Raw genomic sequence first — 25,992 nt, forward strand, 5'->3', positions numbered from 1 at the left:
GGTCGAATCCGGGGGCGCAAACGATCAAGGGCCGGTTCTCCGTGGTGGAGAACCGGCCCTTGACCAGTGGAGCCGCCTGACGGAATCGAACCGTCGACCTTGTTATTACGAGTAACACGCTCTACCGACTGAGCTAAGGCGGCAACGTCGCATCACTATACGCGATCGAGGGCGGCCTCGGCCAACGGGTAGGCGGCGGGTCACATGTTCAGGCTGCGACCGGCGTGAACTGCCCGAACTTGAGGCCGTCCTTCTCGCCGAAGCGCTCGGCGTGGCTCACGATCACCCGCTCGACGGTGGCGGCCTTCTCGGCGTCCTCGGCCTCGATCCGGACCACGAGGGCGTCGGCGGTCGCGGTCAGCTCGGCACGGCCGGCGCCGAAGGCGGCGGTGCCGCGGTCCTCGGCCAGCTCCACGTCGATCTTGTGGCTGAAGTGGCTCAGCACCTGCTTGAGGTACCGGGCGGCGCGGGTGGTGGGGGCGCTCCCCTCAACGATCAACATGCGGTTAGGTTAGCCTAACTTCCGCTGGTCGCCCAGCGCTGAGCCCGCGGCCGCGGCCGCGATGATCGCCGTTCGGTGTCGAAACCTCGGGTGTGACTCCAGGTTCTGACCCAAACGAGCGATCTTGACCCACCCGGCGCGGAAGCGCCACCGCGGCGTTGGCGACGGGACCGGCAGGGCTGTCCGGTTGGCGGCATCCGGGCATGCAATGCCCGTTGGGCTGGTGTCATGCGGTCCACTGCGGACTAGGCTGCCCTGCTGTGACCGTGATCCCTCCGCGCAGTCCCTCCGACCCGACGCCGGTCGACGGCCGGACGCATCGTCCGAGCAAACTCGAGCCGGCCGAGCTCGGGTTCACCCCGCAGGGCCCGGTGGCCTGGCTCAGCCCGCTGCAGCTGGCCGCCACGGGCGTACGCGTCGCGTTCGCCGCGCAGTTCGGTGCCTATCTGGACAAGCGCGAGCTGCAGAACGCTTTCCCGACCAAGGTTCACGACGACCACGTGAACGACGACGAGCTGTGGCTGGACTACATCGCCGACCTCGGCGACGGGTTCAACCCCACCTACACGATGGCGTACCTGCTGGCGCAGGAGCAGATCGAGGCGGGCGGCGAGACGCTGCCGCGCGGGCGGATCCTGGTGCTCGGCGGTGACTCCGTCTACCCGACCGCCAGCGGCAAGGCGTACGAGGACCGGTTCGAGGGCCCGTACCGGGCCGCGCTGCCGCAGGTGCCGGCGGAGAACCCGCCGACGCTGTTCGCGCTGCCCGGCAACCACGACTGGTACGACGGCCTGACCGCGTTCCTGCGGCTGTTCGCCCGGCGCGAGGGTTCGCGCATCGGCGGCTGGCGCACCAAGCAGACCCGCAGCTACTTCGCGCTGCAGCTGCCGCACCGCTGGTGGCTGCTGGCGCTGGACGCGCAGGGCGCGGCGTACATGGACGACCCGCAGCTGGAGTACTTCCGGGGCGTGGCCGCCAATATCGAGGAGGGCGACCGGATCATCCTGGTCACCCCGCAGCCGGCCTGGGTGCAGTCCGAGGAGCACCCGCTCTACTACGACACCATCGACTACTTCCTGCGTACGGTGATCGACCCGACCGGCGCGGACGTGGCGGTGATGCTCAGCGGCGACCTGCACCACTACGCGCGGTACGCGCAGTCCGACATCGGCCGCCAGCTGATCACCTGCGGTGGCGGCGGCGCCTACATGGCGGCGACCAACCACCTGCCGGAGGAGATCACCGTGCCGCCGCGGCACTCGCAGGTGCGCCGGCAGAGCCTGGGCAGGCCGTACAAGCTGCAGAAGACGTACCCGACGAAGCTGCGCTCGCGCTGGCTGGGCAGCGGGGTCTTCGCCCGGCTGCCGTGGCGCAACCCGGGCTTCGCCACGATGCTCGGCATCATGCACACGATGCTCATGCTGTCGTTCAACAACGCGGCGGGGCGCATCCTCACCGTGCCGATCTTCCTGATGACGGCGGCGGTCATGGCCGCCACGGTGTTCTTCGCGGTGGGCCTCACCGAGGGCGAGGCGCGGCTGAAACCGATAGTGCTGGGCGGCCTGCACGGCATAGCGCATCTCGCGCTCGGCGTGGGCGGGCTGTTCCTGTGGCGGATGCTGCCGTTCGACCACTACAAGCCCGCGGTGCAGGCGGCCCTGGCGGTGGTGGTCTATCTGACCCCGGCCGGGGTGGCGGCGGCGCTGCTGGTGTCGCTGTACCTGCTGATCGCGGCGTCGTTCAAGGTGAACGTGAACGAGCTGTTCGCCGGGCAGGGCATCGAGGACTTCAAGTGCTTCCTGCGCATGCGCTTCGCCCCCGACGGCACCATGAGCATCTACGTCGTCGGCGTCGACTCCGTCTCCCGCAAGTGGGTCGCGCAGCCGAGCGGCTCCTGGTTCCGCCCGGCGACCCCGCTGAAGCCGCGGCTGGTGGACGAGGTCATCACGCTGGCCCCGGCCAAGCAGCACGCCGCCCCGCCCGCCGTCCTGCCCTCCGACGCGGAGGACCCGAGTCACACCGCGTAGCGGTCCTCGTACGCCTTGCGGCTCCCGCACACCGACGCCTTCGGGCAGACGGTGCGGGAGCCGTCGGCGGCGAGCCTGATCACCACGGCGTCGCGCGGCACGGAGTGCCCGACCACGCGCCCCTCCTCGCCGTCGGCCGTGACCACCTGCTCCCCGATCGCCGGGGCCGTGGCCTGGAAGTCCTGGTACAGCGGATGTTCGTACTTCAGGCAGCACATGAGCCGGCCGCACGCCCCGGAGATGCGCATCGGGTTGAGCGGCAGGTCCTGGTCCTTGGCCATGCGGATGCTGACCGGCTCGAACTCGGTGAGGAACGTCGAGCAGCACAGGTCCCGCCCGCAGGAGCCGATCCCGCCCTGCACCTTCGCCGAGTCGCGCGCGGACAGCTGGCGCAGCTCCACCCGGCAATGCAGGGTCGCGCCGAGGTCGCGCACCAGCGAGCGGAAGTCGACCCGGTGCGGGGCGGTGAAGTAGACCGTGGTGCGCGGGCTCGGGCCGGGGTCGTCGCCGGACGCCGGGCCGCCGGGCACATGGTCCACCGCGATGACCTTCATGGGCAGCTGATGCTCGCGGATGAGCCGGTTCGCGGCGACCCGCGCCTCCGCCTTGCGGCGGCGGATCAGCTCGTCGCGGTCGACGTCGTCGGCCGCGGCCATCCCGATGATCTTCGGGAAGCCCGCGGTGTCCTCGTCGCTCCACTCGGGCGCCCACACGCACTCGGCGACCTCGGGGCCGTCATCGGTGTGCACCAGCACCTTGTCCCCGACGCGCGGGCGGAACTCGGCGGGGTCGAGGTAGTACAGCCGCCCGTACTTGTTGAAGGTGACGGCACACAGCAAGCCCATCCGCACACCCTAGCCCGGAATCAGCCATCGGCGTTGATGCCGAGGGTTCGGGGTGAAGTTCCGCGACGGGCGGAACAGATCTAGTTGCGTACCTTTTCGGTTGATTCGTCGTTAGCTCTTCCGGATAGGTGTCACCCGTCCGCCGTAACCACGCCCGAAAGCCTTCGTTGGGCCACGTCGTAGGCACGCACCCCCGCGTGCCCGTCGCCCCGGAGGAAGCATGCGTCGCCATTTCGCCGCAGCCAGCACGGTCGCTCTCGTCTCGCTCAGCTCACTGGCGGTCCTGTCCGCCCCGGCCACGGCCGGGGTGTGCGACCGGCCCGCCGGATACGCCGCGCGCGCCGGCGCCGACCTGCTGAAGGTGGGCGCGCTGAACCTCGGCCCGCTCGGCGTGAAGGTGCCGACCGTCGCCGACCTGACCATCGCGTCGGCCGACAGCGGCATGTCCGCCACCAACCCGGTGCACAGCGCCGCGACGGCCCGCTACGCCGACGCGCGCCTGCTCGGGCTGAAGCTGCCCACCGGCCCGCTGGACGCGAAGGTCTACCAGCAGGCGCCGCCGTCGCACCAGCGGGCCGTCCGCAACAACGCGCTCACCGTCGACCTCGGCCTGGTCAAGGCGGGCACCGGCGACCTGGCCGCGCACGCCCGCTGGACCGAGGGCATGGGCTGCGGCAAGGCCGAGGGCCCGGCCGGTGAGGCCGACGCCGCCCTGGTCGACGCCGCGGTGCTGCCGGGCAGCCGGGGCGCGCTGGCCGCCGTCCCGCACACCCTCTCCGCCACCACGCAGACCGCGACGGTACGCCACGCGGGGGTGCTCGCCTCCGGTGCGTACGCCCAGATCGGCCTGGCCGAGGTGGAGCTGCTCGGCGGGGCGATCGACGTGGAGGTGGTCAAGCCGCCGGCGCTGACCGTGCTGGCCACCGGCAAGGCCGCGACCTCGCAGGTGAAGTACGACGCGCCGCTGCTGCGGATCACCGGACCCGGCATCGGCACGCGGACCCTGGACAGCCTGCACCGCGAGATCGAGATCGCCGTGCCCGCCCCGTCCTCCGGCGGCCTGCTCGGCGCCCTCGACCCCTCCGGCGTACGCGAACGCGCCGAGGCCCTGGGCCTGCCGCTGCTGGACGCCGACCCGCTGGGCAAGCTGCTCGCTGGCCTGCCGGTGAACGACCTGACCAAGCTGGTCAAGGGCCTCGGCGGCGGCAGCGGCGGCGAGTCCGGCCTGCCCGCCCTGCCGGAGCTCGGCAGCCTGCCCGACCTGGGCGGGCTGCTCGGCGGCGGCCTGGGCAACCTGTCCGGCCTCTGCGAGATCGTGATCGTCAAGATCTCGATCGGGGAGCTGGAGAAGCGGGTCACCGACCGCGGCGCGACCGCGCAGGCAGCGTCGCTGCGGGTGCAGCTGATCGGGCTGGGCCGCCAGGACGGCCAGCGGGCCACCGTGCTGGACCTGGGCCTGGGCCTGCTCAAGGCCTCGGCGACCGCCCCGGCGCGTACGGCGGCGAGCGCCAGCCCCACGGCCCGTCCGTCCACGGGCCCGACCCCGGACAGCCCCGGCGGCGGTGGCGGCACCACCCCGTCCCCGGCCTCCGGCAACGATGACGACGACGACAACGGCTGCGGCGGTCCCGGTTGCAGCCTGCCGCGTACGGGCACGAGCATCGCCCTCATCGCGGGCACCGGCACCCTGCTGTTCGTGGCGGGCCGGTTCCTGCTCCTGCTGACCCGCCGCCGCACCGCGAGCGGGCCGGAGGATCTGCTGGGCTGACGCTCCTTCTGAAGCTCGACGCGCAGCGCGGTGGCGGTGGACGGGATGTCCACCGCCACCGCCGTCTTTCCCGGCCGGTCCAGGCACTGGGCGCGGCGGCGGTTCCGGGCGGCGGCCGGCGGTGTCGGCCGCCACCGGCCCGGGCTGGGCGCGGCGATCACCCCCCGGCGCGGGCGGACGCGCGGGCGCCGGCAGGCAGATTCGCGGCGAAGATCGCTAATTCCGGTCAGATCCTGTGGTCAGACTCAAAGTTCTGACCGAATTCCGCGATCTTCGCGGGCGCGCGAGCCGTGGGCGCGCGAGCCGCGGGGACAGCGCGTGGCGCGGGACAGCGCGGGCGCAGGGACAGCGCGTGGCGCGCGGGCCTCGCTGGCAGCGGGAGCCGCGGGACAGCGCGGGCAGGTGGCCGCGTGGTTCGGCTACAGGTTGATGCGCAGGGTGGTGTCGGTCGGCGGGACGTGCGCCGCCGGGGCGGCCTGCGCGGACGGCCGGTCCGCCGGGGCGGGGCCGGCGGCCAGGAGGTCGTCGAGCTCGGTCAGCGTCGTGTCGATCGCGCGCAGCAGCGCCGCGCCGATCTCGGCCGCGGCCCGCGCCCAGGCGACGGGGCCGGCGCCGTCCGGCCCGAGCCCGCCCACCGCGGTGCCGGCCAGCACCGCGCCGGGCACCGCCATCCCGGGCAGGACGCTGGCGAGCGGCAGCCCGACCGGCACCCCGGCGGCGGGTGCGGTGACCAGCGTGACGGCCTCGGCGCTGCCCGCCACCAGGGCCAGCGTGCGGGCTGTGCGCGAGCGGCCGGCGGCCAGGCACCTGGCCAGGTCGTCGAGGTGGGCGGCGTCGGCCCGCAGCCCGCCCGCCCAGGCTGTGACGTCCCGGTCGAGCTGCCGGGCCGCAGCGCGGAATGCGGTGCCCGCGGCCCCCTCCCAGCCGGGCAGCCCACCGGCACGCTCACCCAGGGCCTCGGCCGCGTCGGCCTGCCGCCGCAGCTCCTCGGCCCGGTCGCGCCACGGCTGCGGGGACCAGCCCGCCAGTGCCGCCACCGCGTCGCCGGGCAGCGCACCGGTGCGGCGCAGCAGCGGCCAGACCTCGTGCGTCTGCGGCGCACCCCAGCGCGCCAGCGCGTCGTCGGTGCGCGCGAGCAGCCCCGCCGTGTTCGCGTAGAGGTGGGTGAGCACGTCCATCACGCCACCTCGCTCGCCTCGTCGGCCGCGCGGTAGTTCGCTCCGGCGGTGCGGACCTTGCCGGCCAGCTCCCGCAGCCGGGTGTCGAACCCGCTCGCGGCGTCGAGGTGCGCCGACCACGCGGCGCCGTGTGCCCGGTCGGCGGCGCCGGCCAGGCTCGCCATGCGCCCCGGCACGTCGAGCCGCAGCGGCCCGGGGGCGGCGCGGTGCAGCGCTGTGCGCAGTCGCGACATCTCGTCGGCGAGCGCGTCGACCGTTGCTGCCAGCTCGTCCGTCACCGGGCACCTCCGAGCGCCGTAAAGTCGCCGAACGTCTCCTCGTACACCTTGCGCCGGGCCCATGCCGCCGCGTCGTGCGCGGCGGTGATCGCCTGCTGGATCGCGCGGGACAGCTGCGGCCCGGTCAGCCCGTCCAGGGAGCCGGTGACCACCACCCGGCGCACCGCGCCGTCCCCGCCGACCACCACCTCGACCAGGTCCTCGGGGTCACGGACGGTCACCTCCAGCTCGGCGACGGCACGGGCGAGGCTCGCCTGCCGCTGCTCGATCCGCCGGTATGACGCGATCGCCTCCTCGATCCAGGCGTCGTCGATCTCCCGGGGCATGCGGTGACTCCTCATCGGACGGTGACGGCGTACCGACGAAACGCTACCGGTAAATGCCCGCCCCCGGACACCCCTGTGGATAACCGCCTGTGGACAACGGGCGGGAGTGGGTCAGCCGCGCCAGAGTTCGAGCATCATGGCCTCGACGGCGATGCGGGGCTTGACGTTGGCGTCGATGGCGGTGCGGCAGGCCAGCACGGATTCGAGGCGGCGCAGGGTGCTCTCGGCGGTCCAGCGCTGCGCGGCGGCCTCGGCCAGCGCGGCCGTGTCCGCGTGCACCGGGGAGACCGGCCCGCCCCAGCGGGCGTTGAGCACGTCGCGGTAGAAGCCGGCCAGGTCCAGCAGGGCCCGGTCGAGCGCGTCGCGCTGCGCCCGGGTGGCCCGGGACTTCTGCCGCTTCTCCAGGTCCTTGAGCTGCCCGGCGATGCCCCGGGCGGCGCCCGCGGCGCCCTTGCCGGTGCCGCCCGCGCCCAGCGCGGTCTCCAGCGCGGCCCGCTCGGCGGCGTCGGTCTCGGCGACCGCGGCGGCGGCCTCGGCCTCGGCGGCCTCGATCAGCGCGGCGGCCGCGTCGAAGCAGGCCCCCACGCCGGTGAGCTGGCGCGGCACGGCGAGCACCGCGGCACGGCGGTCGCGGGCCTGCCCGTCCCCGGCGAGGCGGCGGGCCCGCCCGACGTGGCCCTGCGCCGCGGCGGCGACCCAGGCGGCGGTCTTCGGGTCGACGCCGTCCCGCTCGACCAGCAGCGCGCTGACCGCGTCGGCGGCGGGCTGGCGCAGCGGCACCACGCGGCAGCGCGAGCGGATCGTCACGGAGATGTCGTCGGGGTGGTCCGACGGCGCGCAGAGCAGGAAGATCGTCCGGTCCGGCGGCTCCTCGACGGCCTTGAGCAGCGCGTTGCCCGCGGCCTCGGTGAGCCGGTCGGCGTCCTCGATGAGCAGCACCTGCCAGCGGCCGTTGGCCGGGGTGGTGGCCGAGCGCAGCACCAGCTCGCGCATCTGCGCCACCGGGATGCTCAGCCCGTCGGGCACCACGAGCCGCACGTCGGGGTGGGTGCCGGCGAGGGTGGTGTGGCAGCCGTCGCAGTGGCCGCAGCCGGGCCCGGCGGCCGGGTCGGTGCACTGCAGCGCGGCGGCGAAGGAGCGGGCGGCGACCGACCGCCCCGAACCGGGCGGGCCGGTGAAGAGCCAGGCGTGGGTCATCGCGCCCGCGCCGACGGTCTCGCCCCGGATGACGGCGGACGCCGCGGCCGCGGCCGCGCGCAGCGTGGTGACGGCGTCGGGCTGCCCGACGAGCTGGGTGAAGACGTCGCTCACTGCGCCCCCTCGCCGGGCCGGGCCTCACTTCGTCGCACGCTCCGACAGTACGTGGGAGTCCTGACACGGTCGACGCCACGTGCCCGGCCGGCACCCGCCCGGGACGGCCGGTGCGGAGTCAGGCGTCAGCCGCGCCCGGCCCGTAACTCAGCCGGGGTGCCGTCGACGGTGGGTGGCTCGCCCGGGGCGGGCACCCGGCCGACCGGACCGGGCTGCGCCTGGCCCGCCGTGCCGTCACCGGACTCCTCATGCGGCGGCGCGGGGGGCAGCAGCCGGGCGACCCGGGCCGCGATCTCCGCGGCGAGCTGCGCCTGGTCCCGCGTGCCGTCGAGCACCAGGTAGCGGGCCGGATCCGCGGCGGCCAGGTCGAGGAAGCCCTGCCGGACCCGCTCGTGGAAGTCGAGCGACTCGCGCTCCAGCCGGTCGGCCTCGCCGCGGCGGCCGACCCGGGCCAGGCCGACCTTCGGGTCGACGTCGAGCAGCACGACCAGGTCGGGCTTGAGCCCGCCGGTGGCCCAGGCGGACAGCCAGGAGACCTCGTCGACCGGCAGCGTACGCCCGGCGCCCTGGTAGGCCAGGGAGCTGTCGACGTAGCGGTCGGAGACGACGATGTCGCCGCGCCGCAGCGCGGGGCGCACCACGGTGGACACGTGGTGGGCCCGGTCGGCGGCGTAGAGCAGCGCCTCGGCGCGCGGGGCGAGCGCGGCCGCGCCGACCGGCCCGGACGTGGTGGTGTGCGTCTCCAGCACCATCTTGCGGATGCGGGCGCCGACCTCGGTGGCGCCGGGTTCGCGGGTCACCACGACCTCGCGCCCCTCGGCGGCCAGCGCCTGCGCCAGCAGCCCGATCTGGGTCGACTTGCCCGCGCCCTCGCCGCCCTCGAACACGATGAACACGCCGGTGCCCGGCTTGACCTCGGCGAGGCCGAGCGGGCGGCCGCGCATCGAGCTGATCAGGTCGGGCAGCAGCGGCACGCCGGGCTTGTCGTCCATCTGGCGCAGCGCCCAGAAACCCGCCAGCACGCCGAGCACGCCCGCGACGCCGAGCAGCACCCGGGTCGAGGAGATCGGCACGCCGGTGTTGCCGACGTCGCGCGAGCCGCCCAGGCCGACGAGCACGCCGGACAGCGAGATCGCGAGCATCAGCACGACCCGGGTGCCGGTCTGCACCACGGCGAACACCCGGCCGCGCACCTCGTCGTCGACCTCGCCGCCGAGCAGCGTGGTGCCGGACAGGAAGGCCATGCCCGCGCCGGAGCCGACCAGCAGCGCGCCGATGACGGCCAGCGACAGGTGCGGGACCAGCGACAGCAGCGCCACGGACGCGCCGGCGAGCATGATGCTCAGGCAGAACCAGCGCCGCCGGGACAGGCCGCCGATCAGGCGCGGGCCGAGCGCGATGCCCAGCCCGAGGCCGATGAAGATCGCCGCGAACAGGATGGCGAAGGTGGCGTCGCCGCCGCCCAGCGAGAAGGCGAAGAACTGCCCGGTGCCGATGACCACGCCGCCCGCCGCGAACGCGCCGAGGATGCCCAGCACCAGGCCGCGCACCATCGGGGTGGTGCCGATGAAGCGCCAGCCGTCGACGAACTGGCGCAGCATGCTGTCGCTCTGCTTGGCGCCGCCGTTGTGGCCGGAGATCTCCCGGATGCCGAAGAACACCACCAGCGCGGTGGCCAGGCGGGAGAAGGCGAGGAAGTACAGCGCGAGGCTGGACGGGTCGGCCCAGGCCGCGACGGTGACGCCGGACTTCTCCAGCGACTGGTAGAGCTGGTTGAGCAGGGCCAGCACCGCCGCGGCGAGCACCGGCGTGATGCCGTACGTCGTGATGAGGGTGAGCTGGTTCGCGGCCTCCAGCCGGGCGCGGGGGATCAGGTTCGGGACCGCGGCGTCCTTGGCCGGGATCCAGATCAGCGTGATCGCCTCGATGATGAAGGTCGCCACCGCCGCCCAGCCGACAGTGATCTTGGCGTCGGTGGAGTACAGCGCGACGGTGGGGATCGTGAAGAACAGCACGAAGCGCACCAGGTCACAGATGACCATGGTGTAGCGACGGTCCCACCGGTCGGCCATCACCCCGGCCAGCGGCCCGAGCACCAGCGCCGGCAGCAGGCGCACGGCGATGACCGAGCCGAACGCCAGACCCTTCGCGGCGTTGCCGCTGACCTGCGCGGAGGCGAAGGTGGCGGTGGCGAGCAGGCCCAGCCAGTCACCGAGCGACGCCACGCTCAGCACCAGCCAGAGCCGGCGGAAGGGGCGGATGCGCAGGATGGCCCGCAGCTCGGCGGCGCCGTTCAGATCCGCCTGCGCGACGGCGGCCGGGAACGGTGCGGCGTCCGCTCCCGTTCCCGGCGTACTGCTGGCCCTGTCCTTGATGGCACTGCCTCCCGCGTCACTGCCCGCTCGACTCGGGTCAGCGGGTGCGCTGACCGCGGCCATGGCAATAGCGCCCGGGCGTCCTGCGGCTTCACTCTAGTCCTGCCCCGGCGAGGGCCTACCCTGGTTCGACCCTGAAGACTTGCCACAAAAATGAGGGAGTGGTACGGCTCACCAGCGCCGATCTCAGGTGAGAGCGAACGCCTGGAGGTAGCCGCGCACCAGCCGCTTCGATTCTGCCAGCACCGCGGCGTCGCCGTCGGGGTGACGGCGGAACGCGAGCTTGATCAGCGCGTCGGCGGCCTCCACCGAGACGGTCAGCGCGAAGCGCAGGTCCGCCGAGTCCGGCGCGTTGTGGAAGCGGATGAGCAGATCGGCCAGGTGGTCGGCGATGACCGCGTTGTTGTCGCGCTCCGGGTCGATCAGGTGCACGTCCACCACGTCGCCGAAGTGCAGCGTCCGGAAGCCGGGCACGCTGCGGTGCAGCTCGATGTACTCCTCGATGGCCCCGTCGACGCCGTCCCACCAGTGGGCCAGCTCACCCGCGGGGATGCGCTCGGCCAGCCGCTCCAGGTAGGCCTCGACGTTGCGCAGGGTCAGCGCCTGCACGATGGCCCGCTTGTCCGGGAAGAACTGGTAGACCGAACCGATCGCGACACCGGCGCGCTCGGCCAGCAGCGTGGTGCTGAGGCCGTCGTAACCGACCTCGTCGATCAACTCAGCGCACGCGTCGAGCATGCGCTGCACCCGCGCGACACTGCGGCCCTGCACCGGGACCCGGCGCAGCGGCCCGGCGCTGACAGCTGGTGTGGACACTGATCCGCTCCTCACCGTGGCGTGCGTTCCGAGAACCGGCGCCACGCTCGCATTCGACACCCTACCCAGAGTCAACGACCCTGGGCAGGGTCGGTAAGCGGTCAGCCCGTCGTCTTCTTCGCCGCGGCCTTCTTTGGCACGCTCGGCGTGGCCTTCTTGGCGGCCTTCTTCGCGGTCGCCGCCTTGGCCGTGGTCGCCTTCTTGGCCGCCGTGGCCTTGGTCGCGGCCTTCGTCGCCTTGGCCGGCGCGGCCTTCTTCGCGGGCGCCTTCTTCGGCGCCGGGCCCTTGGCCCGCTTCTCCGAAAGCATCTCGGAAGCCTGCTCGATGGTCAGCCCCTCGGGGGTCTGCCCACGACGCAGCGACGCGTTGGACTCGCCGTCGGTGACGTACGGCCCGAACCGGCCGTCCTTGATGACCAGCGGTTTGTCGGTCAGCGGGTCGACGCCCATCTCCCGCAGCGGCGGCTGGGCGGCCCGGCGGCCCCGCTGCTTCGGGGCGGCCAGCAGCGTCAGCGCCTGCTCCAGGGTGACCGTGAAGAGCTGGTCCTCGCTCTCCAGCGAGCGGGAGTCCCCGGCACGCTCGATGTACGGGCCGTACCGCCCGTTCTTGGCGAAGATCTCCTGCCCCTCGGCGTCCCGGCCGACCAGGCGCGGCAGCGACAGCAGCCGCAGCGCGTCGGCCAATGTCACCTGATCGGGTGACTGGTTCTTCAGCAGGGAGGAGTTCACCTCGCCACTGGAGACGTACGGCCCGAACCGGCCGGACTTGAGCACCACCGGCTCGCCGGTCTCCGGGTGCTCGCCGAGCTTGCGCTCGCCGCCGCCGCCGAGGAACAGCTCCTCGACCTTCTCCGGGGTCAGCTCGTCGGGCGCGATGCCCTCCGGGATGGACACCCGGTCGCCCTCGGCCGCGGTCTCGGTGTCGGGGTCGCCCTCCTCGGGGATGTTCCCGCCCACCGGGCCCTTGCCGTTGCCGCCGCCCTGCGGCGTGCGCTGCAGATACGGCCCGTACCGGCCGACCCGCACCACGACGTCGCGGTCCTGGTCGTCGGTGAACAGCCGAATCGAGTTGATGCTGCGCGCGTCGATCGCGCCCAGGTGCTCGGTGACCAGCTTCTTCAGGCCGCCCGCCTGCGCGACCGAGCCTTCCTCGGCGGTCGGCGAGCCGAAGTAGAAGGAGGTCAGGAACTCCAGCGCGGTGGCGTCGCCGCCCGCGATCTGGTCGAGCTGGTCCTCCATCGCCGCGGTGAAGCCGTAGTCGACCAGCCGCGGGTAGTGCTGCTCCAGCAGCCCGATCACCGCGAACGCGACGAAGGTCGGGATCAGCGCCTGGCCCCGCTTGGTCACGTAGCCGCGGTCCTGGATCGTCTGCATGATCGACGCGTACGTCGACGGGCGGCCGATGCCCAGCTCCTCCAGCGCCTTGACCAGCGAGGCCTCCGTGTAACGGGCCGGCGGCTGGGTGGTGTGGCCCACCGCCTCCAGACCCTCCTCGGTCAGCCGCTGGTCCTTGACCAGCACCGGCAGCTTGCGCTCGGCGTCGTCGGCCTCGGCGGACTCGTCGTCGGACGACTCCACGTACGCCCGCAGGAAGCCGGGGTCGGTGATGGTCCGGCCGCTGGCGGCGAAGTCGGCGTCCTCGTTCTGCGGGGTGGTCGCGCGGATGCGCACGCTCACCGTCATGCCGACCGCGTCGGACATCTGCGACGCGATGGTGCGCTGCCAGATCAGCTCGTAGAGCTTGTACTCCTCGGTGGACAGCTCGCCGCGCACCGCGCCCGGGGTGCGGAAGGTGTCGCCCGCGGGGCGGATCGCCTCGTGCGCCTCCTGCGCGTTCTTCACCTTGCCCGAGTAGCGGCGCGGCTGCGGCGGCACGGCGCCCGAGCCGTACAGCTCGGCGATCTGCGTGCGGGCCGCGGCGATGGCCGACTCGGAGAGGTTCACCGAGTCGGTACGCATGTAGGTGATGTAGCCGTTCTCGTACAGCCGCTGCGCGGTGCGCATCGTCGCCGCCGAGGAGAAGCGCAGCTTGCGGGCCGCCTCCTGCTGCAGCGTCGAGGTGATGAACGGCGCGTACGGCTTGCGCCGGTACGGCTTCTCCTCGACCCGGGTGACCGTGAACGGCCGGCCGTCGAGCCGGGCTGCCAGGCCCCGCGCCCCGTCGCCGTCGAGCTGCACCACGCCCGAGCCGGGACGCAGCCGGCCCGTCGTCGGGTCGAAGTCCTTGCCGGTGGCGATCCGGTCGCCGTCCAGCGCGATCAGCGTCGCGGTGAACGTGCGCGGCCCGGTCTGGCTCGCCTTGTCGACGGCCAGCGTCGCGGTGATGTCCCAGTAGTCGGCGGCGCGGAACGCCATCCGCTGCTTCTCCCGCTCGACCACGATGCGGGTGGCCACCGACTGCACCCGACCCGCGGACAGGCCGCGCTGGACCTTCTTCCACAGCACCGCGGAGACGTCGTAGCCGTACAGCCGGTCCAGGATGCGCCGGGTCTCCTGCGCGTCGACCAGGTCGCGGTCGATGTCGCGCGGGTTGGCCACCGCGGCCTGGATGGCCGGCTTGGTGATCTCGTGGAAGACCATCCGCTTGACCGGGACCTTGGGCTTGAGCGTCTCCACCAGGTGCCAGGCGATGGCCTCGCCCTCGCGGTCCTCATCTGTGGCGAGCAGGACCTCGTCGGCGTCCTTCATCAGCGCCTTCAGGCGCGTGACGTGCTTGGCCCGGTCCGGGTTGACGATATATACGGGAGCGAAGCCGTTGTCGACGTCGACGCCGAGGTAGGCCCACGGCTCCTTCTTGTACTTCTCGGGCATCTGCTTCGCGCCTGCGGGCAGGTCACGAATGTGCCCGAGGCTCGCTTCGACGACGTAACCCGGGCCGAGGTACCCCGAGATCGTCTTCGCCTTCGCCGGTGATTCGACGATCACGAGACGGTTCCTGGCAGCTGTCGGCACGTTCTCTCTCCGCGGTGGTCCGGGTGGCTGATACCGCCGTGAATCCGGCGGCTCGGTCTGAGGTGGCTCGTCTGAGGTTACGCAGCGGTCGGGCTGCGGCGGGCGTCTCGGCGCTGCGACACCGGCCGCGGATGTCCAAGGTAACGCTCAGTGTGCGCCGGGGGTCACGCACCCCATCGACGTACGGGCACATTCCTGTGACCGCTGACACGATACTCCAGGCCACAATCCGGACAACGGGGATTCCCGCTCGGATATCGCCGTGACCGTACGCTGGTCATTCGGTCTCGCTCGGGTGCCCCGTGCCCGCATACGTGAGCCAGGCGGTGCGTCGTTCGTCGTCGATCAGGTACCAGACACGGCCACCGCCACTGACCTCGTACTGCCAGCGCTCGTAAGCCTCGCCCTTCCACAACCCCGTGCCGAGCGAACCTTTCAGCCTGTGCTGCCGGTCGGGCGCGGCCATGGAGCGGGGAGACGCACGGATCGCGTCGTGGGCGCGCCGGAGATTGCCGGGGACCTGGCGGGCGAGCTGGTCCCAGCCATCGGCTGCGGCGGAGTTGGCGAAGCGCAGGTCAAACTCGCCCTCGACGGGCGGGGGCGCGGCCCGTTCTCCGCGTTTGGGGCTCAACGGTCGCCATCCGGGACCGGCACCGCCCCGAGATCTCCTTCGGGCTCACGTCGCAGGATCTCCAGCAGCGCCGGGTCCGCGTACACCTCCGCGGTGTGCCGCCACTGTTCCAGCAGCACCGCGACCGGCGACAGGTTGGCCAGGCTCGCCGCACCCCGAGCCACCTCGACCAGCTCGGTGAGCATCGCATCCTGGTCGTGCTCCGGCAGGAACGTCGTCCACGGCAGTGCGTCTCGGACCGCCACCCAGACCACGTCCACCGGCTGGGTGCGGACCAGGCTGGCCAGCAGGCGGGCCGTGAAGTCGACCACCACACCATCCCGCTCCATCTGGTCCACGCGCATCAGTGCCAGGTCGACGTCGTCGCGGCGCCGCAACCGCAGCGCGCGGACCGCGCTCAAGCGTTTGGCCGCAGCTCCCGGCCGATGTAGGAACTCGCTGAACGGAAGGTCCTCGTATGCCACCACCACGACATCCACACTACCGTGGATGTCGGGACCCATCGACCCTTCACTCAGGCCCAGCCGTGGCGGGCGGCGTGCCAGCCGAGCTGCATGCGGCTCTCGACGCCGGCGAGGTCCATCAGGTGGCGCAGCCGGCGCTGCAGCGTACGCAGGGACAGGTCGAGCTGGGTCGCCACGGCCTGGTCGGTGAGGCCGGACAGCAGCAGCGACAGGATGCGGCGGTCCAGCTCGGTCGGGCCGTCGCCCTCCTGCTCGGTGTAGGGCAGCTCACCCCCGAAGGCGGACAGCTCCAGCGGGTACGCGCGCAGCCACACCGTCTCGAACAGCGCCTCCAGCGCGGAGAGCAGCCCGCTGCGGTGCAGCAGCACGGCGCCGGGCTCGCTGCCGGGCGGCGTGGCGAGCGAGGCCGTGATCGGCACCAGGGCCAGGTCCTCGTCGGCCAGGATCAGCTTCATCGGCAGGCTGTCGACGACCCGCAGCTCGACCCCGCGGTGCAGCGAGTCGACGACCTCCGCGACGATGTCCGGCTCGGCCAGCACGGCGCGCTCCAGCACCACCCGGAACCGGACCCCGCGGCGGGCCGCGGCGTCCTCCTGGGAGTTCTGGCCCGGCCGCACCGCGATGTAGGGCGCGGTGACGAAGTTGCGGATCTCCCGCCGGGCCGCCTGCTGCACCTGCTGGAAGCGCAGCCGGATGGCGTCCACGCCCGTCACCACCTCGATCAGGTCGTTGATGCTGCGCCCGGCGACGGACGCGCGGTGCTCCTCGGCGAGCGACACCAGGGCCTGCTCCGCCATGCGCAGCCCGTCGCGGCGCTCGGTGATCAGCGCGCCCAGCGCCATCGCCGGCGGCGCGGCGATGAACGCCTCACCACCGGAGCGCAGCGCCAGGCCCCAGTCGACCAGGCGGTTCAGGCTCTTGTCGACGGCCGGCTCGGGCAGCTCCAAGGCGTCGGCCAGCAGCATCGCGGTGGCACTCGGCCGGGCGAGCAGCGCACGGTAGACGGCCTCCTCGTCGGGTGCGAGCCCGAGCGCTCCCAGCATCGGCGACCGACCCCCTTCCGCGCGTCGCAGCGGGGAGAGTATGCGCCATGCCGGTGGATCCTGAATAGCCCCTGATGGCGAGGGGTGCGACGGGAAGGGCCCCGGGGAGTCGCCTCCCCGGGGCCCGTTCTTGGTGCTCATCGCAGGCCGTACGCCCGGATGACCTCGTTCTTCACGCTGTACCCGGCGTTCGTCTCGGCGCTCGCGCGCACCGAGATGAAGCCGCCCGCCTTCTTCGCGGTCTTGAACTGACCGGTCCACCTGCCGCCGGCGCCCTTGGTCAGGGTCACCTTCTGCCAGCTGGCTCCGTCGTCGTAGGAGACGTCGAGCGTCACCTTGGTGACGGCGCCGGGCACGGTGCCGCCGTCCATCGACACCGGATGCAGCGAGATCTGCTGCACGTCACCCGCCTTCACGTCGCCGTGCAGGTCGGTATCCAGCTTGTAGTCCAGGTTCAGCACCGAGAACCGCTGGAAGTAGTCCGAGTCGACGGTGTCGGACATGAACGTCCACTCGGTGTGCGTGCGGGTCGACAGCCGGAAGACGTCACCGGGCCGCTCCGCGGCCAGCACCACGCGGTAGGGCAGGTTGCCCGGCGGCACCTGGCCGAACTGCATGTCCCCGCTCATGTCGTTGTGCTCGATCAGGGTGTCGCCCTGGTACACCCACAGCTGCGAGGGGGTCTCGCCCCACGGCAGGTAGCCGCCGAGCCGCATGTTCTCCGCCGACGAGGCCCAGGCCTGCACGTTCCAGGTCATGTAGTCCCGCGCCCGGGAGTTGTACACCCCGAACGAGTTGCTCTGGGCGGGACGGCTCAGCGGGGCGAACCAGTCCAGACGGGTGGTGGTGTTCGCCCGGTACGTGTCGGTGCCCGACACCATGGCCCACGGCAGGTTGCCCGCGACGTTCTGGCCGTGCGACTCCACCCAGACCTGGTCCGGGGTCACCCAGTCGACCCGGGTGCCCGGGTGCCACTCGCGCTCGTGGAAGCCGAGCGAGGGCGACAGGGTCAGGTCGTAGCGGTAGCCGCTGCCGTCACCGGGGGTCGCCCCGTTGTAGAACCGGTTGTCGATCTTCGCCAGTTCGCGCTGGGTCGGCTTGTAGACCAGCGGCCGGTCCGGCACCTGGCCCGGGTAGTCGCGGGTCAGGTCGTAGACGAACGGCGTGTACTCCGTCCGCTTCACCGTCAGCGGGAGACCGAACTTCGCCATCGCGATGACGGCCTTGCCCGCGTCGCGGTGCACGGTGGCCACCGGGATCGTCGACTCGCCGACGTACTCCATCAGGCCGCCGACGCCGTCGTTGACGACGACCAGCGCCTTCGCCCCCGCCGCGATGGCGGCCGCGGTGCGCTCCTCCGGCGCGACCTCGTCGCTGCGCTGGATGACCGCGACCTTGCCCTTGGCGTTGACCTTGGCGTAGTCGGCCGCCGCGCCCTTGCCGGCGAAGACCGTGCGCAGGGTGTCCGTGCCGGTGTCCTGCAGGCCGCCCGGCTGGGTGAGGGCGTCGAAGCGGACCCGGCCGCCCAGCACGCTCAGGTCGAGCATTGGCTCACCCTTGCGCCAGCGCGTGGTGAGCACGAACTCACCGCCCTGCGTCATCGGCTCCGTCGGCGCCACGTACAGGTCGTCGACCGCCGGTGGGATCTGGAACGCGTTGCGGAAGTCGTACCAGGAGTCGGTGTTCGGGTAGTGGATGTTCAGGTCGATCTTGCGCTGGCGGTCCTCGGTGCGCTGCGGCGCCGCGGTCTCCAGCAGGTGCGCCTTGCTCGCGTCCAGCACCACCTCGGCGCCGGAGCCGTTGAGCACGACCTCCGGGTCGGCCAGCACGACCATGCCGGAGCGGTCGGGCTTCTCGCCGGGCACGTCCAGCGCGCCGACCACCGAGTAGGTGCCCGGCATCATCCGCATGGTGAGCGAGCCCTCGATGTACGCCGACCACGGCCACTGGTCACCGGCCAGGTTGATGCCGACGTAGCCCGAGGCGGGCTTGCCGTCGCGGCCGACCAGCTTGATGGTCAGGTTGTAGCGCTCCTCCTCCTTCAGCAGCGCCACCGAGGTGCGGGTCACCGGCTGGCCGGTGCTCGCGTCGGTGCCCACCACGTAGCCGACGTGACGGCCCGCGGAGGCCACCTGCGGGTCGCCGGTGACCGGGACCGTGGCCTTGCCGCCGGCCGGGACGGTCACCGTCGACGCGCCGAGCGTGAACGGGCCGCCGGCGTTGGTCAGCGCCAGGTTCAGCGTGACGTCGGTGGCGCCGGTGTTGGTGAAGGTCACGTCCTTCGTCACGGCCACGTCGGTGGGCTCGTGCGGCCACGTGTAGTTGCCGAAGAAGAGCGAGCCGGTGCCGCGGACGGTGGCGCGCACGGCGGCGGCCACGTCCAGGCGTCCGGTGCCCACCTCGTACGGCGAGTACCACTCGGCCAGGCCCTTCGCGGTGCTCATCAGGTGCTCCTTGAGCTGCGCGCCGGTCCAGTCCGGGTGCTGCTCGGCCAGGATCGCCGCCGCGCCGACCACGTGCGGGGTGGCCATCGAGGTGCCGCTGATGGTGCGGTAGAGGCCTTCGCCGCCGTCGGTCATCTCCTGCGAGCGGGCCGCGGTGATGTCCACGCCGGGCGCCGCGATGTCCGGCTTCATGCCGCCGGAGAACGCCAGCGGGCCGGTGCTGGAGAAGTACGCCAGCTCGTCCTGCTTGTTGGTGGCGGCCACGGTCAGCGCCGAGGCGGCCGCGCCCGGGGTGGAGATGCTCTCCGGGCCCGCGTTGCCGGCGGCGATCACGAACAGCGTGCCGTACTGCGCGGACAGCGCGTCGACCGTCTGCGACATCGGGTCGCTGCCGTCGGTCGGGTAGCTGTCGCCGAGGCTCATGTTGACGACGTCGGCGCCCTGCTGGGCGGCCCACTCCATGCCGGCGATGATCCAGGAGTCCTGGCCGTAGCCCTCCACGCCGCCGAGCACCTTGCCGACGATCAGGTCGGCGTCGGGGGCGACGCCCTTGTTGTCGCCGCCGGACGCGCCGCCGGTGCCGACGATGGTGCCGGCCACGTGGGTGCCGTGCCCGTTGATGTCGGTGATCGCCTCACCGGGCACGAAGCTCGCGGTGGCGTCGATCTGGTCCTTCAGGTCCGGGTGGTTGACGTCGATGCCGGTGTCCAGCACCGCCACCTTGACCCCGTCGCCGGTGTAGCCGGCCGCCCAGGCCTCGGGCGCGCCGATCAGCGGCACGCTCTCCTTGAGGTTGACCTCGACCCGGCCGTCCAGCCACAGCTTCGCGACCCCGGCGCCGAGCACCGGCTTCGGCCGGGCTGCCGCGGCCGTCTGGGGCTGCGTCGCACTGCCCTGTGGTGCGACGGCGGTCCAGAAGGTGCGGGCCTGCTTCTTGTCGGCCTTCAGTGCGGCGCCGCGGATGCCCTTCAGCCGGCGGACCACCTTGCTGCCCTGGGGGGCGGCGGGCTCGGTCGCGGTGCGGGCCTTGCTCGGCGCGTACGTCGCGATCAGCGGCACGCCGCCCGACTTCGCGTCGTCGTAGCCCATCTCGATCAGGTCGGTGACGTTGAACAGGCGCTTGTCGAGCTTGTCCGCGGCCAGCAGGCCCAGGGCCTCGTCCGGGATGACGTAGATGTCGCCCATGATCTGCTGCATGCGGACGCCGCCGACGGCGCTGTCCGGGCGGTCGACGTCGGCGATCTGCTTGCCGTCGGCCAGCGTGGTGACCGTGACGACGTCACCGGTGACCAGCGTGACCTGGTGGGTCGCGGTGGGCTTGGCCTGCACCGCGGGCCGCTGCGGGGCGGCCTGCGCGGGCGCCTGCAGGACAGCCGAGCCGGCCGCCAGCAGCGGCAGCGTGCTGGCCGCGGAAATCAGCCGCCAGCGCCTGCGCCAGAGGGGGGAACGTGACGAGGGGGAGAACATGACAAGGGTCTACCGGCCTACCACGGCACAGGTGAATAGGTCACGGTGGCGGAGTTGCGCCATGGCGAAACTCCGCCAACCCGCTGGTAGCGCCACCGTCACTGCGAGCAGACCGCCAGACCGCCGCGACACCGCCCTTGGTCCTTGATCAGTGCTCGTGAGCTGGCCGGACCCGCATCCGGCGGCCTACGCTGTGCCGAGCGTGCGGCGCGGCGAAGGGGTGTGCGGTGGAGTTCCGGCTGCTCGGCCCCGTCTCCGCCCACGACGGCGGGCAGCCCGTGCCGCTCGGCGGCGCGAAGCCCAAGGCGCTGCTCGCCGCCCTGCTGCTGGAGCACGGCCGGGTCGTGGCGACCGGCAGCCTGGTCGACATCCTGTGGGGCGACGACCCGCCCGACACCGCCCGCGCGCTCATCCAGACGTACGTGTCCACGCTGCGCCGCGCGCTCGCCAGGCACGGCGCCGGAGACGTCATCACCACCGCCTCCCCCGGGTACGTCGCGCGCGTCGACCCCGACACCCTCGACAGCGCGGTCTTCGCCCGGCTGCTGGGCGAGGGACGGGCCGCCGCGGCGGCGGGCGACCACCCGCGCGCCGCCGCGCTGCTGCGCCGGGCGGGCGAGCTGTGGACGGGCCCGGCACTGTCCGGGCTGGAGGACTCCGGCCTGGCGGCCGAGGCGGCACGCCTGGACGGGCTGCGTACGGCGGCGGTCGAGGAGCGCATCGCGGCGGAGATCGCGGCGGGCCAATGGGGGCACCTGGCCGGCGAGCTGACGGTGCTCGTCGGACGGCATCCCACCAACGAGCGGCTGCGCGGCCAGCTGATGACGGTGCTCTACCGGCTGGGCCGGCAGGCCGAGGCGCTGGCCTGCTACCGCGAGGCGCGCGAGGCGCTCATCGAGGAGCTGGGCGTGGAGCCCGGCGCGGAGCTGACGGCGCTGCACCACGCGATCCTGCGCGGGGAGACCGAGCAGCTGGCCGCCTCGCCGGAGCAGGCCGGGCCGGGCACGGTCCGGCCGGTGCCGGCCCAGCTCCCGCCGGTGCCCGCCGACTTCACCGGCCGGGCCGCCGAGCTCGGAGCGCTGACGGCGGCGCTGCGCCCGGCGGGCGGCGCACCGGCCACGCAGATCATCGCCGGGCCGGGCGGCACCGGGAAGTCGACCCTGGCCGTCGCCGTCGGGCACCGGCTCGCCGAGGACTTCCCCGACGGCCAGCTCTACGCGGAGCTGCGCGGCATGAGCGACGCCCCGGCCGACCCGGGCGAGGTGCTGGCCCGGTTCCTGCGCGCGCTCGGGGTGGAGCAGGCGCAGCTGCCCGAGGGCACCGGGGAGCGGGCCGACCTCTACCGGACGCTGCTGGCCCAGCGGCGGATGCTGATCGTGCTCGACGACGCCGTCTCCGAGCAGCAGGTGCGCCCGCTGCTGCCGGGACGCCCCGGCTGCGCGGTCGTCATCACCAGCCGGGACCGGCTCGCCGGGCTGTCCGGCACCACGCTGACCGACCTGCGGGTGCTCGACGAAGAGGAGGCGCTGCTCCTGCTGCGCCGCCTGGCCGGCGACGCGCGGGTCGACGAGGACGTCGAGGCGGCGCGCCGGATCACGGCGTACTGCGGCAACCTGCCGCTGGCGCTGCGGATCGTCAGCGCCCGGCTGGCGGGCCGCCGCGCGCTGCCGCTCAAGCCGCTGGCCGACCGGCTGGCCGACGAGAGCCGGCGGCTCAACCACCTGTCCGCCGGCGACGTCGGCGTACGCAGCAGCATCGAGCTGAGCTACCGCGCGCTCGACCCGCAGACCCGCTCGACGCTGCGCCGGCTCGGCTGGTTCGGCGTGCCCGACTTCTCGCCCTGGGTGGTGTCTTGGCTGGTCGAGACGAGCCTCGCCGCGGCCGAGGAACTGGTCGAGCAGCTGGTGGACGCGCACCTGGTCGAGTTCATCGGGGTCGACCGCATGGGCGGCCTGCGCTACCGGCTGCACGACCTGATCCGGCTGTACGCCCGCGAGTGTGCGGCGCTGGAGGAGCCCGCCGACGACCTGGCCGAGGCGGTGGCCCGGGCGCTGCGCGGCTGGCTGGCCCTGATCCACCGCACCGCCGCCGACTCGCCGCCCGCCGAGATCCGCTGGCGGCGGCCGATGCGCCCGCACGACGTCGCGGACGAGCTGACCGCGCTGGTCATCGCGGACCCCTGGGACTGGTTCGAGGCGGAGCAGTCCGCGCTGGCCTCCGGGGTGGAGCGCGCGCTCGCCCTGGGTCTGCACGACCTGGTCTGCGAGTTCGCCTCGGCGCGCAACGCGTCGGCGTTCATGGGCGCGGGCCGGTTCGACACGCGCACCCGGGTGATCGAGGCGGCGCTGACCGCGGCCCGGCGCGCGGGCAAGCCGCACGACGAGGCCGTGATCCTGACCGAGCTCGGCCAGCTGCGCTACGACCAGGACCGCTACACCGAGGCGCGGCAGCACTTCCGGGCCTCGCTGAGCCTGTTCCGCGAGCTGGGCGACCCGCCGGGACAGGCCGCCGCGCTGGCCGGGCTGGGCATCGCCTGCCGCGAGCCGGGCCGGTTCGCCGAGGGGGTGCACTTCCTCGACCAGGCCGCGGCGCTGCTGGAGCAGGCCGGGGACGACATCGGCATCGGGTACTCCCGGCGCATCGCCGGGTCGGTGCGGCTCGAACTCGGCGACTACCCGGGCGCGCTGGCCGACCTGAACGCGTCGCTGGCGGCGTACCGGCGGGCCGGCAGCCGGCTGGGCGAGGGGCACACGCTGCGCACGCTCGGGCTCTACCACCGGGCCCGCGACGAGTGGGCGCAGGCCGAGCAGCGCTGCGACGAGTCCGTCGCGATCTTCCACGAGCTGGGCGACGAGCTGATGGAGGCGTACGCGGTGCGGGCGCTGGCCAAGACGCACCTGCGCCAGGGCCGGCCCGACGAGGCGCTGCCCCGGCTGGAGTGGGCGCTGTCGATCAGCCACACCATGGGCGACCGCTGGGGGCAGGGCGCCACCCTGCGCGTGCTCGGCCAGCTCCATCTCGCGCAGGACCGCCTCGACCTGGCCGAGGCCTGCCTCGACGCGGCCCGCGACATCTGGCAGTCGATGGAGGTGCCGGTCTGGCAGGCCCGCATCGACCGCGACCGGGCGCTGCTGCTGGCCGCCCGCGGCGACGACGCGGGGGCGCGGATCGCGCGCGAGCACGCCCGCCGGGTGTTCCACGACCACGGCGCCCGTGAATACCACGAGCTCACGGCCTGATTCCGCGCCCCGCTGCGGCGATTACAGAAAAGTTCCAGCGGTCCCTGCGACTCTTCTTCCTGTCGGAGGTACGGGTGGCTCGGCACGGGGCGAGCCACCCGGCCCGGCGCCAGGGAGCGACCGGCCGGACGGGGGACCGTCGGACGCGCCGATCGTTGCCTGCTCCGGGGAGGGGATGCCGTGGCGGAGATGGTGCTGCTGTCGGATGCTGCCGTCGTGGAGACACCGGTCGCCGAGTGCGACGAACGTCTGGTGGATCTACGCACCGTGGGCGCACTGCGCCTCGACTCGCGCCTCGCGGACTCCGCGGGCGCCTACGCGCATGTCCGGCTGAGCGTGGTGGACCGCCTGGTCACCGCGCAGACGCTGCTGCCCGCCGGGCTGCGGCTGCTGATCGTCGAGTGCTACCGGCCGATGTCGCTGCAGCGGCACTACTTCGAGGCGCACAAGGACCGGCTGCGCGCCATCCAGCCCGGCCACGACGAGAGCTGGTATCACCGCCGCGCCAGCCGCTACATCTCCCCGCCGGAGGTCGCGCCGCACGTCGCGGGCGCCGCGGTGGACCTCACGCTGTGCACCGCCGACGGCACCGAGCTGTGGATGGGCACGCAGGTCAACGACACCGACAGCGAGGCCTGCCACACCGACTCCGCCAACGTCTCGGCCGAGGCCGCGCGCCACCGCCGGTATCTGGCCGACGCGCTCACCTCGGTCGGCATGGTCAACTACCCCACGGAGTGGTGGCACTGGTCCTACGGCGACCGGTACTGGGCGCACGTCACCGGGGCGCCGGTGGCCCGCTACGGCCCGGTCAGCTCGCTGCCCGCGGCACGGCCGGTGCCCGCCGTCAACTGACCCGCCACGATCGTCTCGCCGCCTGCGGAGGGGTCGGCGCCCGCCGTCGACCCGCCCGCGGCCCAGTCGGCGTCGGCGGTCAACTGGCCCGGCGCCTCGGCGCTCGGGCGGCGCGGCGCGCGCGGCACACGATCAGGCCGCGCGGCGTCCTCCGCCGGGTCCGGCAGGTTCTCCGGCTCGGGCCGGTCGCCCGGCCAGGCGCCCGGCGGGGCGGCGGCGGGACGCTCGCCGATCAGCTCGCGGAGCCGGGCCACCCGGCGCCGCCCGCTGATCCGCAGCGCCGGGCCGCGGCCCAGCTCCGCCACGCACGCCAGCGCGGTGAACGCGCGCAGCGCCACCGCCGAGCAGTGCTCGTCGTTCGCGCCGAGCCGCAGCACCGCGCCGTCGCCCTCGGGGTCGACCGTGCCCGCGGCCGCGAACCACAGCCGCAGCCGCGCCCCGTCCAGCGCGAAGCCCGCCGGCGGGCGCTTGCCCGCGCCGCGCAGCCACGCCTCGGCCAGCGGCGCCAGCATCCCGGTGTACGCGGTGCGCACGCCGAAGTGGCCCTCGATCGCGGCCGGCTCCCAGCTGGTCTCCAGGCCGCGCGCGGTGAACTCGGCCGCCAGCGCGTGCACCCGCCAGGCCGCCTCCACCACCACCGACACCCGCGCCGTGCCGCCCATCCGCGTCACCTGGCCGGGCCCGATGAGCAGCCCCGACAGGTCGTACGCGGACGGCCGGGCCGACTCCGCGGAGAACATGGCGAGCTGGCGGTTCAGAGACACTCCGGCACCTCGCCGAAGGCCTGCTGCAGCTCGGTCGAGCGCAGCGAGCCGGTGTCCAGCGCGCTGGCGTCGTACTCGCGCTGCAGCGTCACCATGACCGCGGAGACGTCGTCGTAGAACTTCGCCGCGTCGTCGGTGGGCAGGGCGCGCATCGCCTCGCCGGCGCGGCCGTACGCGTCGCGCACCTTGGCCAGCGAGCCGGTCACCCCGTCGGCTATCTCGGGGCCGTCGTCCACCTCGGGCACACCCACCGCCTCGACCCTGCCGCGGGCCTTCTCGCTGGCGTCGCGGGCGCCCTCCAGCATCCGGACCAGGTTCTCCTTGGCCTGCTGGGGCGTGGTCGCCTGCGGAGTCTGCTGCTGCGCGCGCGTGGTCAGCGTGGCGATCTCGTCCCGCCACGGGTTCAGCGCCGAGCACACCGACGCTGCCCACACCCGCGGCGGCGGCCCCTCCGCCATGCACCCGCCGAGCAGCCCCGCCGCCACCGTCAGCAGCGACACGAACCCCACGCGGCCCCTACGCATGAGGTGCAGCCTAACTCCGCCGCCCACCCGCGCGGTGATCTTGCACCGATGTACCGCGTGACCCGGGCGAAGTGGACGGCGCCGCGGCCGCTCGCGCCAGGATGGACGGCTGGGCCCGGACAAAGCACGGCGGCGCCCTCCCCCCGGGGCGGGGGGCCCGTCCGCGCAGAGAGGAAGAGCGGCG

The 25,992-nt window shown here is 73.4% G+C and carries 19 protein-coding genes and 1 tRNA gene; 4 read left to right on the forward strand and 16 right to left on the reverse strand.

Annotated elements, in window-relative coordinates:
- Window positions 1-67: 67 nt before the first annotated feature.
- Together AB0J67_RS04615 and AB0J67_RS04620 are read right to left on the reverse strand one after the other, a co-directional pair.
- Window positions 68-143: transfer RNA gene (locus AB0J67_RS04615), tRNA-Thr, on the reverse strand.
- 65 nt (window positions 144-208) lie between these two features.
- Window positions 209-502, reverse strand: a complete 294-nt coding sequence (locus AB0J67_RS04620; protein ID WP_363476198.1) for a DUF2218 domain-containing protein — start codon at window positions 500-502, stop codon at window positions 209-211.
- Between the two features lie 260 nt (window positions 503-762).
- On the opposite strand from AB0J67_RS04620, the gene AB0J67_RS04625 reads away from it, so the two are divergent.
- Window positions 763-2,529: a metallophosphoesterase gene (locus AB0J67_RS04625; RefSeq protein ID WP_363476200.1), complete on the forward strand. Its 1,767-nt coding sequence runs from the start codon at window positions 763-765 to the stop codon at window positions 2,527-2,529.
- Here AB0J67_RS04625 and ricT read toward each other — a convergent pair.
- Entirely contained in the window at window positions 2,517-3,374 is an 858-nt protein-coding gene (gene ricT / locus AB0J67_RS04630; RefSeq protein WP_363476202.1) for a regulatory iron-sulfur-containing complex subunit RicT, read from the reverse strand. The genes AB0J67_RS04625 and ricT overlap by 13 nt on opposite strands.
- Window positions 3,375-3,594: 220 nt before the next feature.
- Between ricT and AB0J67_RS04635 the strand changes: the two genes are divergently transcribed.
- Window positions 3,595-5,142, forward strand: a complete 1,548-nt coding sequence (locus AB0J67_RS04635; RefSeq protein WP_363476204.1) for a hypothetical protein — start codon at window positions 3,595-3,597, stop codon at window positions 5,140-5,142.
- A gap of 419 nt (window positions 5,143-5,561) precedes the next feature.
- Here the strand turns inward: AB0J67_RS04635 and AB0J67_RS04640 are convergent, their stop codons facing one another.
- The 11 genes from AB0J67_RS04640 to AB0J67_RS04690 form a co-directional block, all read right to left on the reverse strand.
- Window positions 5,562-6,320 carry a hypothetical protein gene (locus AB0J67_RS04640; protein ID WP_363476206.1) on the reverse strand — a complete coding sequence of 253 codons (759 nt, stop codon included), beginning with the start codon at window positions 6,318-6,320 and terminating at the stop codon, window positions 5,562-5,564.
- Window positions 6,320-6,598: a hypothetical protein gene (locus AB0J67_RS04645; RefSeq protein WP_363476207.1), complete on the reverse strand. Its 279-nt coding sequence runs from the start codon at window positions 6,596-6,598 to the stop codon at window positions 6,320-6,322. Before AB0J67_RS04645 ends, AB0J67_RS04640 begins: the two co-directional genes overlap by 1 nt.
- Window positions 6,595-6,924, reverse strand: coding sequence for a YbaB/EbfC family nucleoid-associated protein (locus AB0J67_RS04650; protein WP_363476209.1), 330 nt, complete (start codon window positions 6,922-6,924; stop codon window positions 6,595-6,597). The genes AB0J67_RS04645 and AB0J67_RS04650 overlap by 4 nt, the downstream gene beginning before the upstream one ends.
- Before the next feature lie 111 nt (window positions 6,925-7,035).
- On the reverse strand, window positions 7,036-8,235 hold the full coding sequence (locus AB0J67_RS04655) for a DNA polymerase III subunit delta' (RefSeq protein WP_363476211.1): 1,200 nt from the start codon (window positions 8,233-8,235) through the stop codon (window positions 7,036-7,038).
- Between the two features lie 125 nt (window positions 8,236-8,360).
- Complete coding sequence (gene tmk, locus AB0J67_RS04660; protein WP_363476247.1) at window positions 8,361-10,469, reverse strand: dTMP kinase; 2,109 nt, start codon at window positions 10,467-10,469, stop codon at window positions 8,361-8,363.
- A 327-nt stretch (window positions 10,470-10,796) separates the two neighbouring features.
- Window positions 10,797-11,426 carry a TetR/AcrR family transcriptional regulator gene (locus tag AB0J67_RS04665; RefSeq protein WP_363476213.1) on the reverse strand — a complete coding sequence of 210 codons (630 nt, stop codon included), beginning with the start codon at window positions 11,424-11,426 and terminating at the stop codon, window positions 10,797-10,799.
- A 101-nt stretch (window positions 11,427-11,527) separates the two neighbouring features.
- A complete protein-coding gene (topA, locus tag AB0J67_RS04670) occupies window positions 11,528-14,377 on the reverse strand; it encodes a type I DNA topoisomerase (protein ID WP_363476215.1) in 2,850 nt (949 codons plus the stop codon).
- 277 nt (window positions 14,378-14,654) lie between these two features.
- Window positions 14,655-15,008 (reverse strand): hypothetical protein, encoded by a 354-nt coding sequence (locus tag AB0J67_RS04675; RefSeq protein ID WP_363476217.1) that lies wholly within the window; start codon window positions 15,006-15,008, stop codon window positions 14,655-14,657.
- Window positions 15,005-15,409, reverse strand: a complete 405-nt coding sequence (locus AB0J67_RS04680; protein WP_363476218.1) for a hypothetical protein — start codon at window positions 15,407-15,409, stop codon at window positions 15,005-15,007. The genes AB0J67_RS04675 and AB0J67_RS04680 overlap by 4 nt, the downstream gene beginning before the upstream one ends.
- A gap of 113 nt (window positions 15,410-15,522) precedes the next feature.
- Complete coding sequence (locus tag AB0J67_RS04685) at window positions 15,523-16,515, reverse strand: helix-turn-helix domain-containing protein (RefSeq protein ID WP_363476220.1); 993 nt, start codon at window positions 16,513-16,515, stop codon at window positions 15,523-15,525.
- A 137-nt stretch (window positions 16,516-16,652) separates the two neighbouring features.
- The gene (locus AB0J67_RS04690; protein ID WP_363476222.1) at window positions 16,653-20,426 is read right to left on the reverse strand and encodes a S8 family serine peptidase; all 3,774 of its coding nucleotides are present in this window, start codon (window positions 20,424-20,426) and stop codon (window positions 16,653-16,655) included.
- Window positions 20,427-20,653: 227 nt separating this feature from the next.
- Between AB0J67_RS04690 and AB0J67_RS04695 the strand changes: the two genes are divergently transcribed.
- Window positions 20,654-23,665, forward strand: coding sequence for a BTAD domain-containing putative transcriptional regulator (locus AB0J67_RS04695; RefSeq protein WP_363476223.1), 3,012 nt, complete (start codon window positions 20,654-20,656; stop codon window positions 23,663-23,665).
- 189 nt (window positions 23,666-23,854) lie between these two features.
- On the forward strand, window positions 23,855-24,520 hold the full coding sequence (locus AB0J67_RS04700; RefSeq protein ID WP_363476249.1) for a M15 family metallopeptidase: 666 nt from the start codon (window positions 23,855-23,857) through the stop codon (window positions 24,518-24,520).
- Here the strand turns inward: AB0J67_RS04700 and AB0J67_RS04705 are convergent.
- Both AB0J67_RS04705 and AB0J67_RS04710 read right to left on the reverse strand, forming a co-directional pair.
- Window positions 24,466-25,284, reverse strand: a complete 819-nt coding sequence (locus AB0J67_RS04705; protein WP_363476225.1) for a hypothetical protein — start codon at window positions 25,282-25,284, stop codon at window positions 24,466-24,468. The genes AB0J67_RS04700 and AB0J67_RS04705 overlap by 55 nt on opposite strands.
- On the reverse strand, window positions 25,275-25,808 hold the full coding sequence (locus AB0J67_RS04710; protein WP_363476227.1) for a hypothetical protein: 534 nt from the start codon (window positions 25,806-25,808) through the stop codon (window positions 25,275-25,277). The genes AB0J67_RS04705 and AB0J67_RS04710 overlap by 10 nt, the downstream gene beginning before the upstream one ends.
- Window positions 25,809-25,992 lie beyond the last annotated feature (184 nt).

Origin of the sequence: Catellatospora sp. NPDC049609, assembly GCF_040675365.1 — a bacterium.
In the GTDB taxonomy this organism is placed as follows: Bacteria; Actinomycetota; Actinomycetes; order Mycobacteriales; family Micromonosporaceae; genus Catellatospora.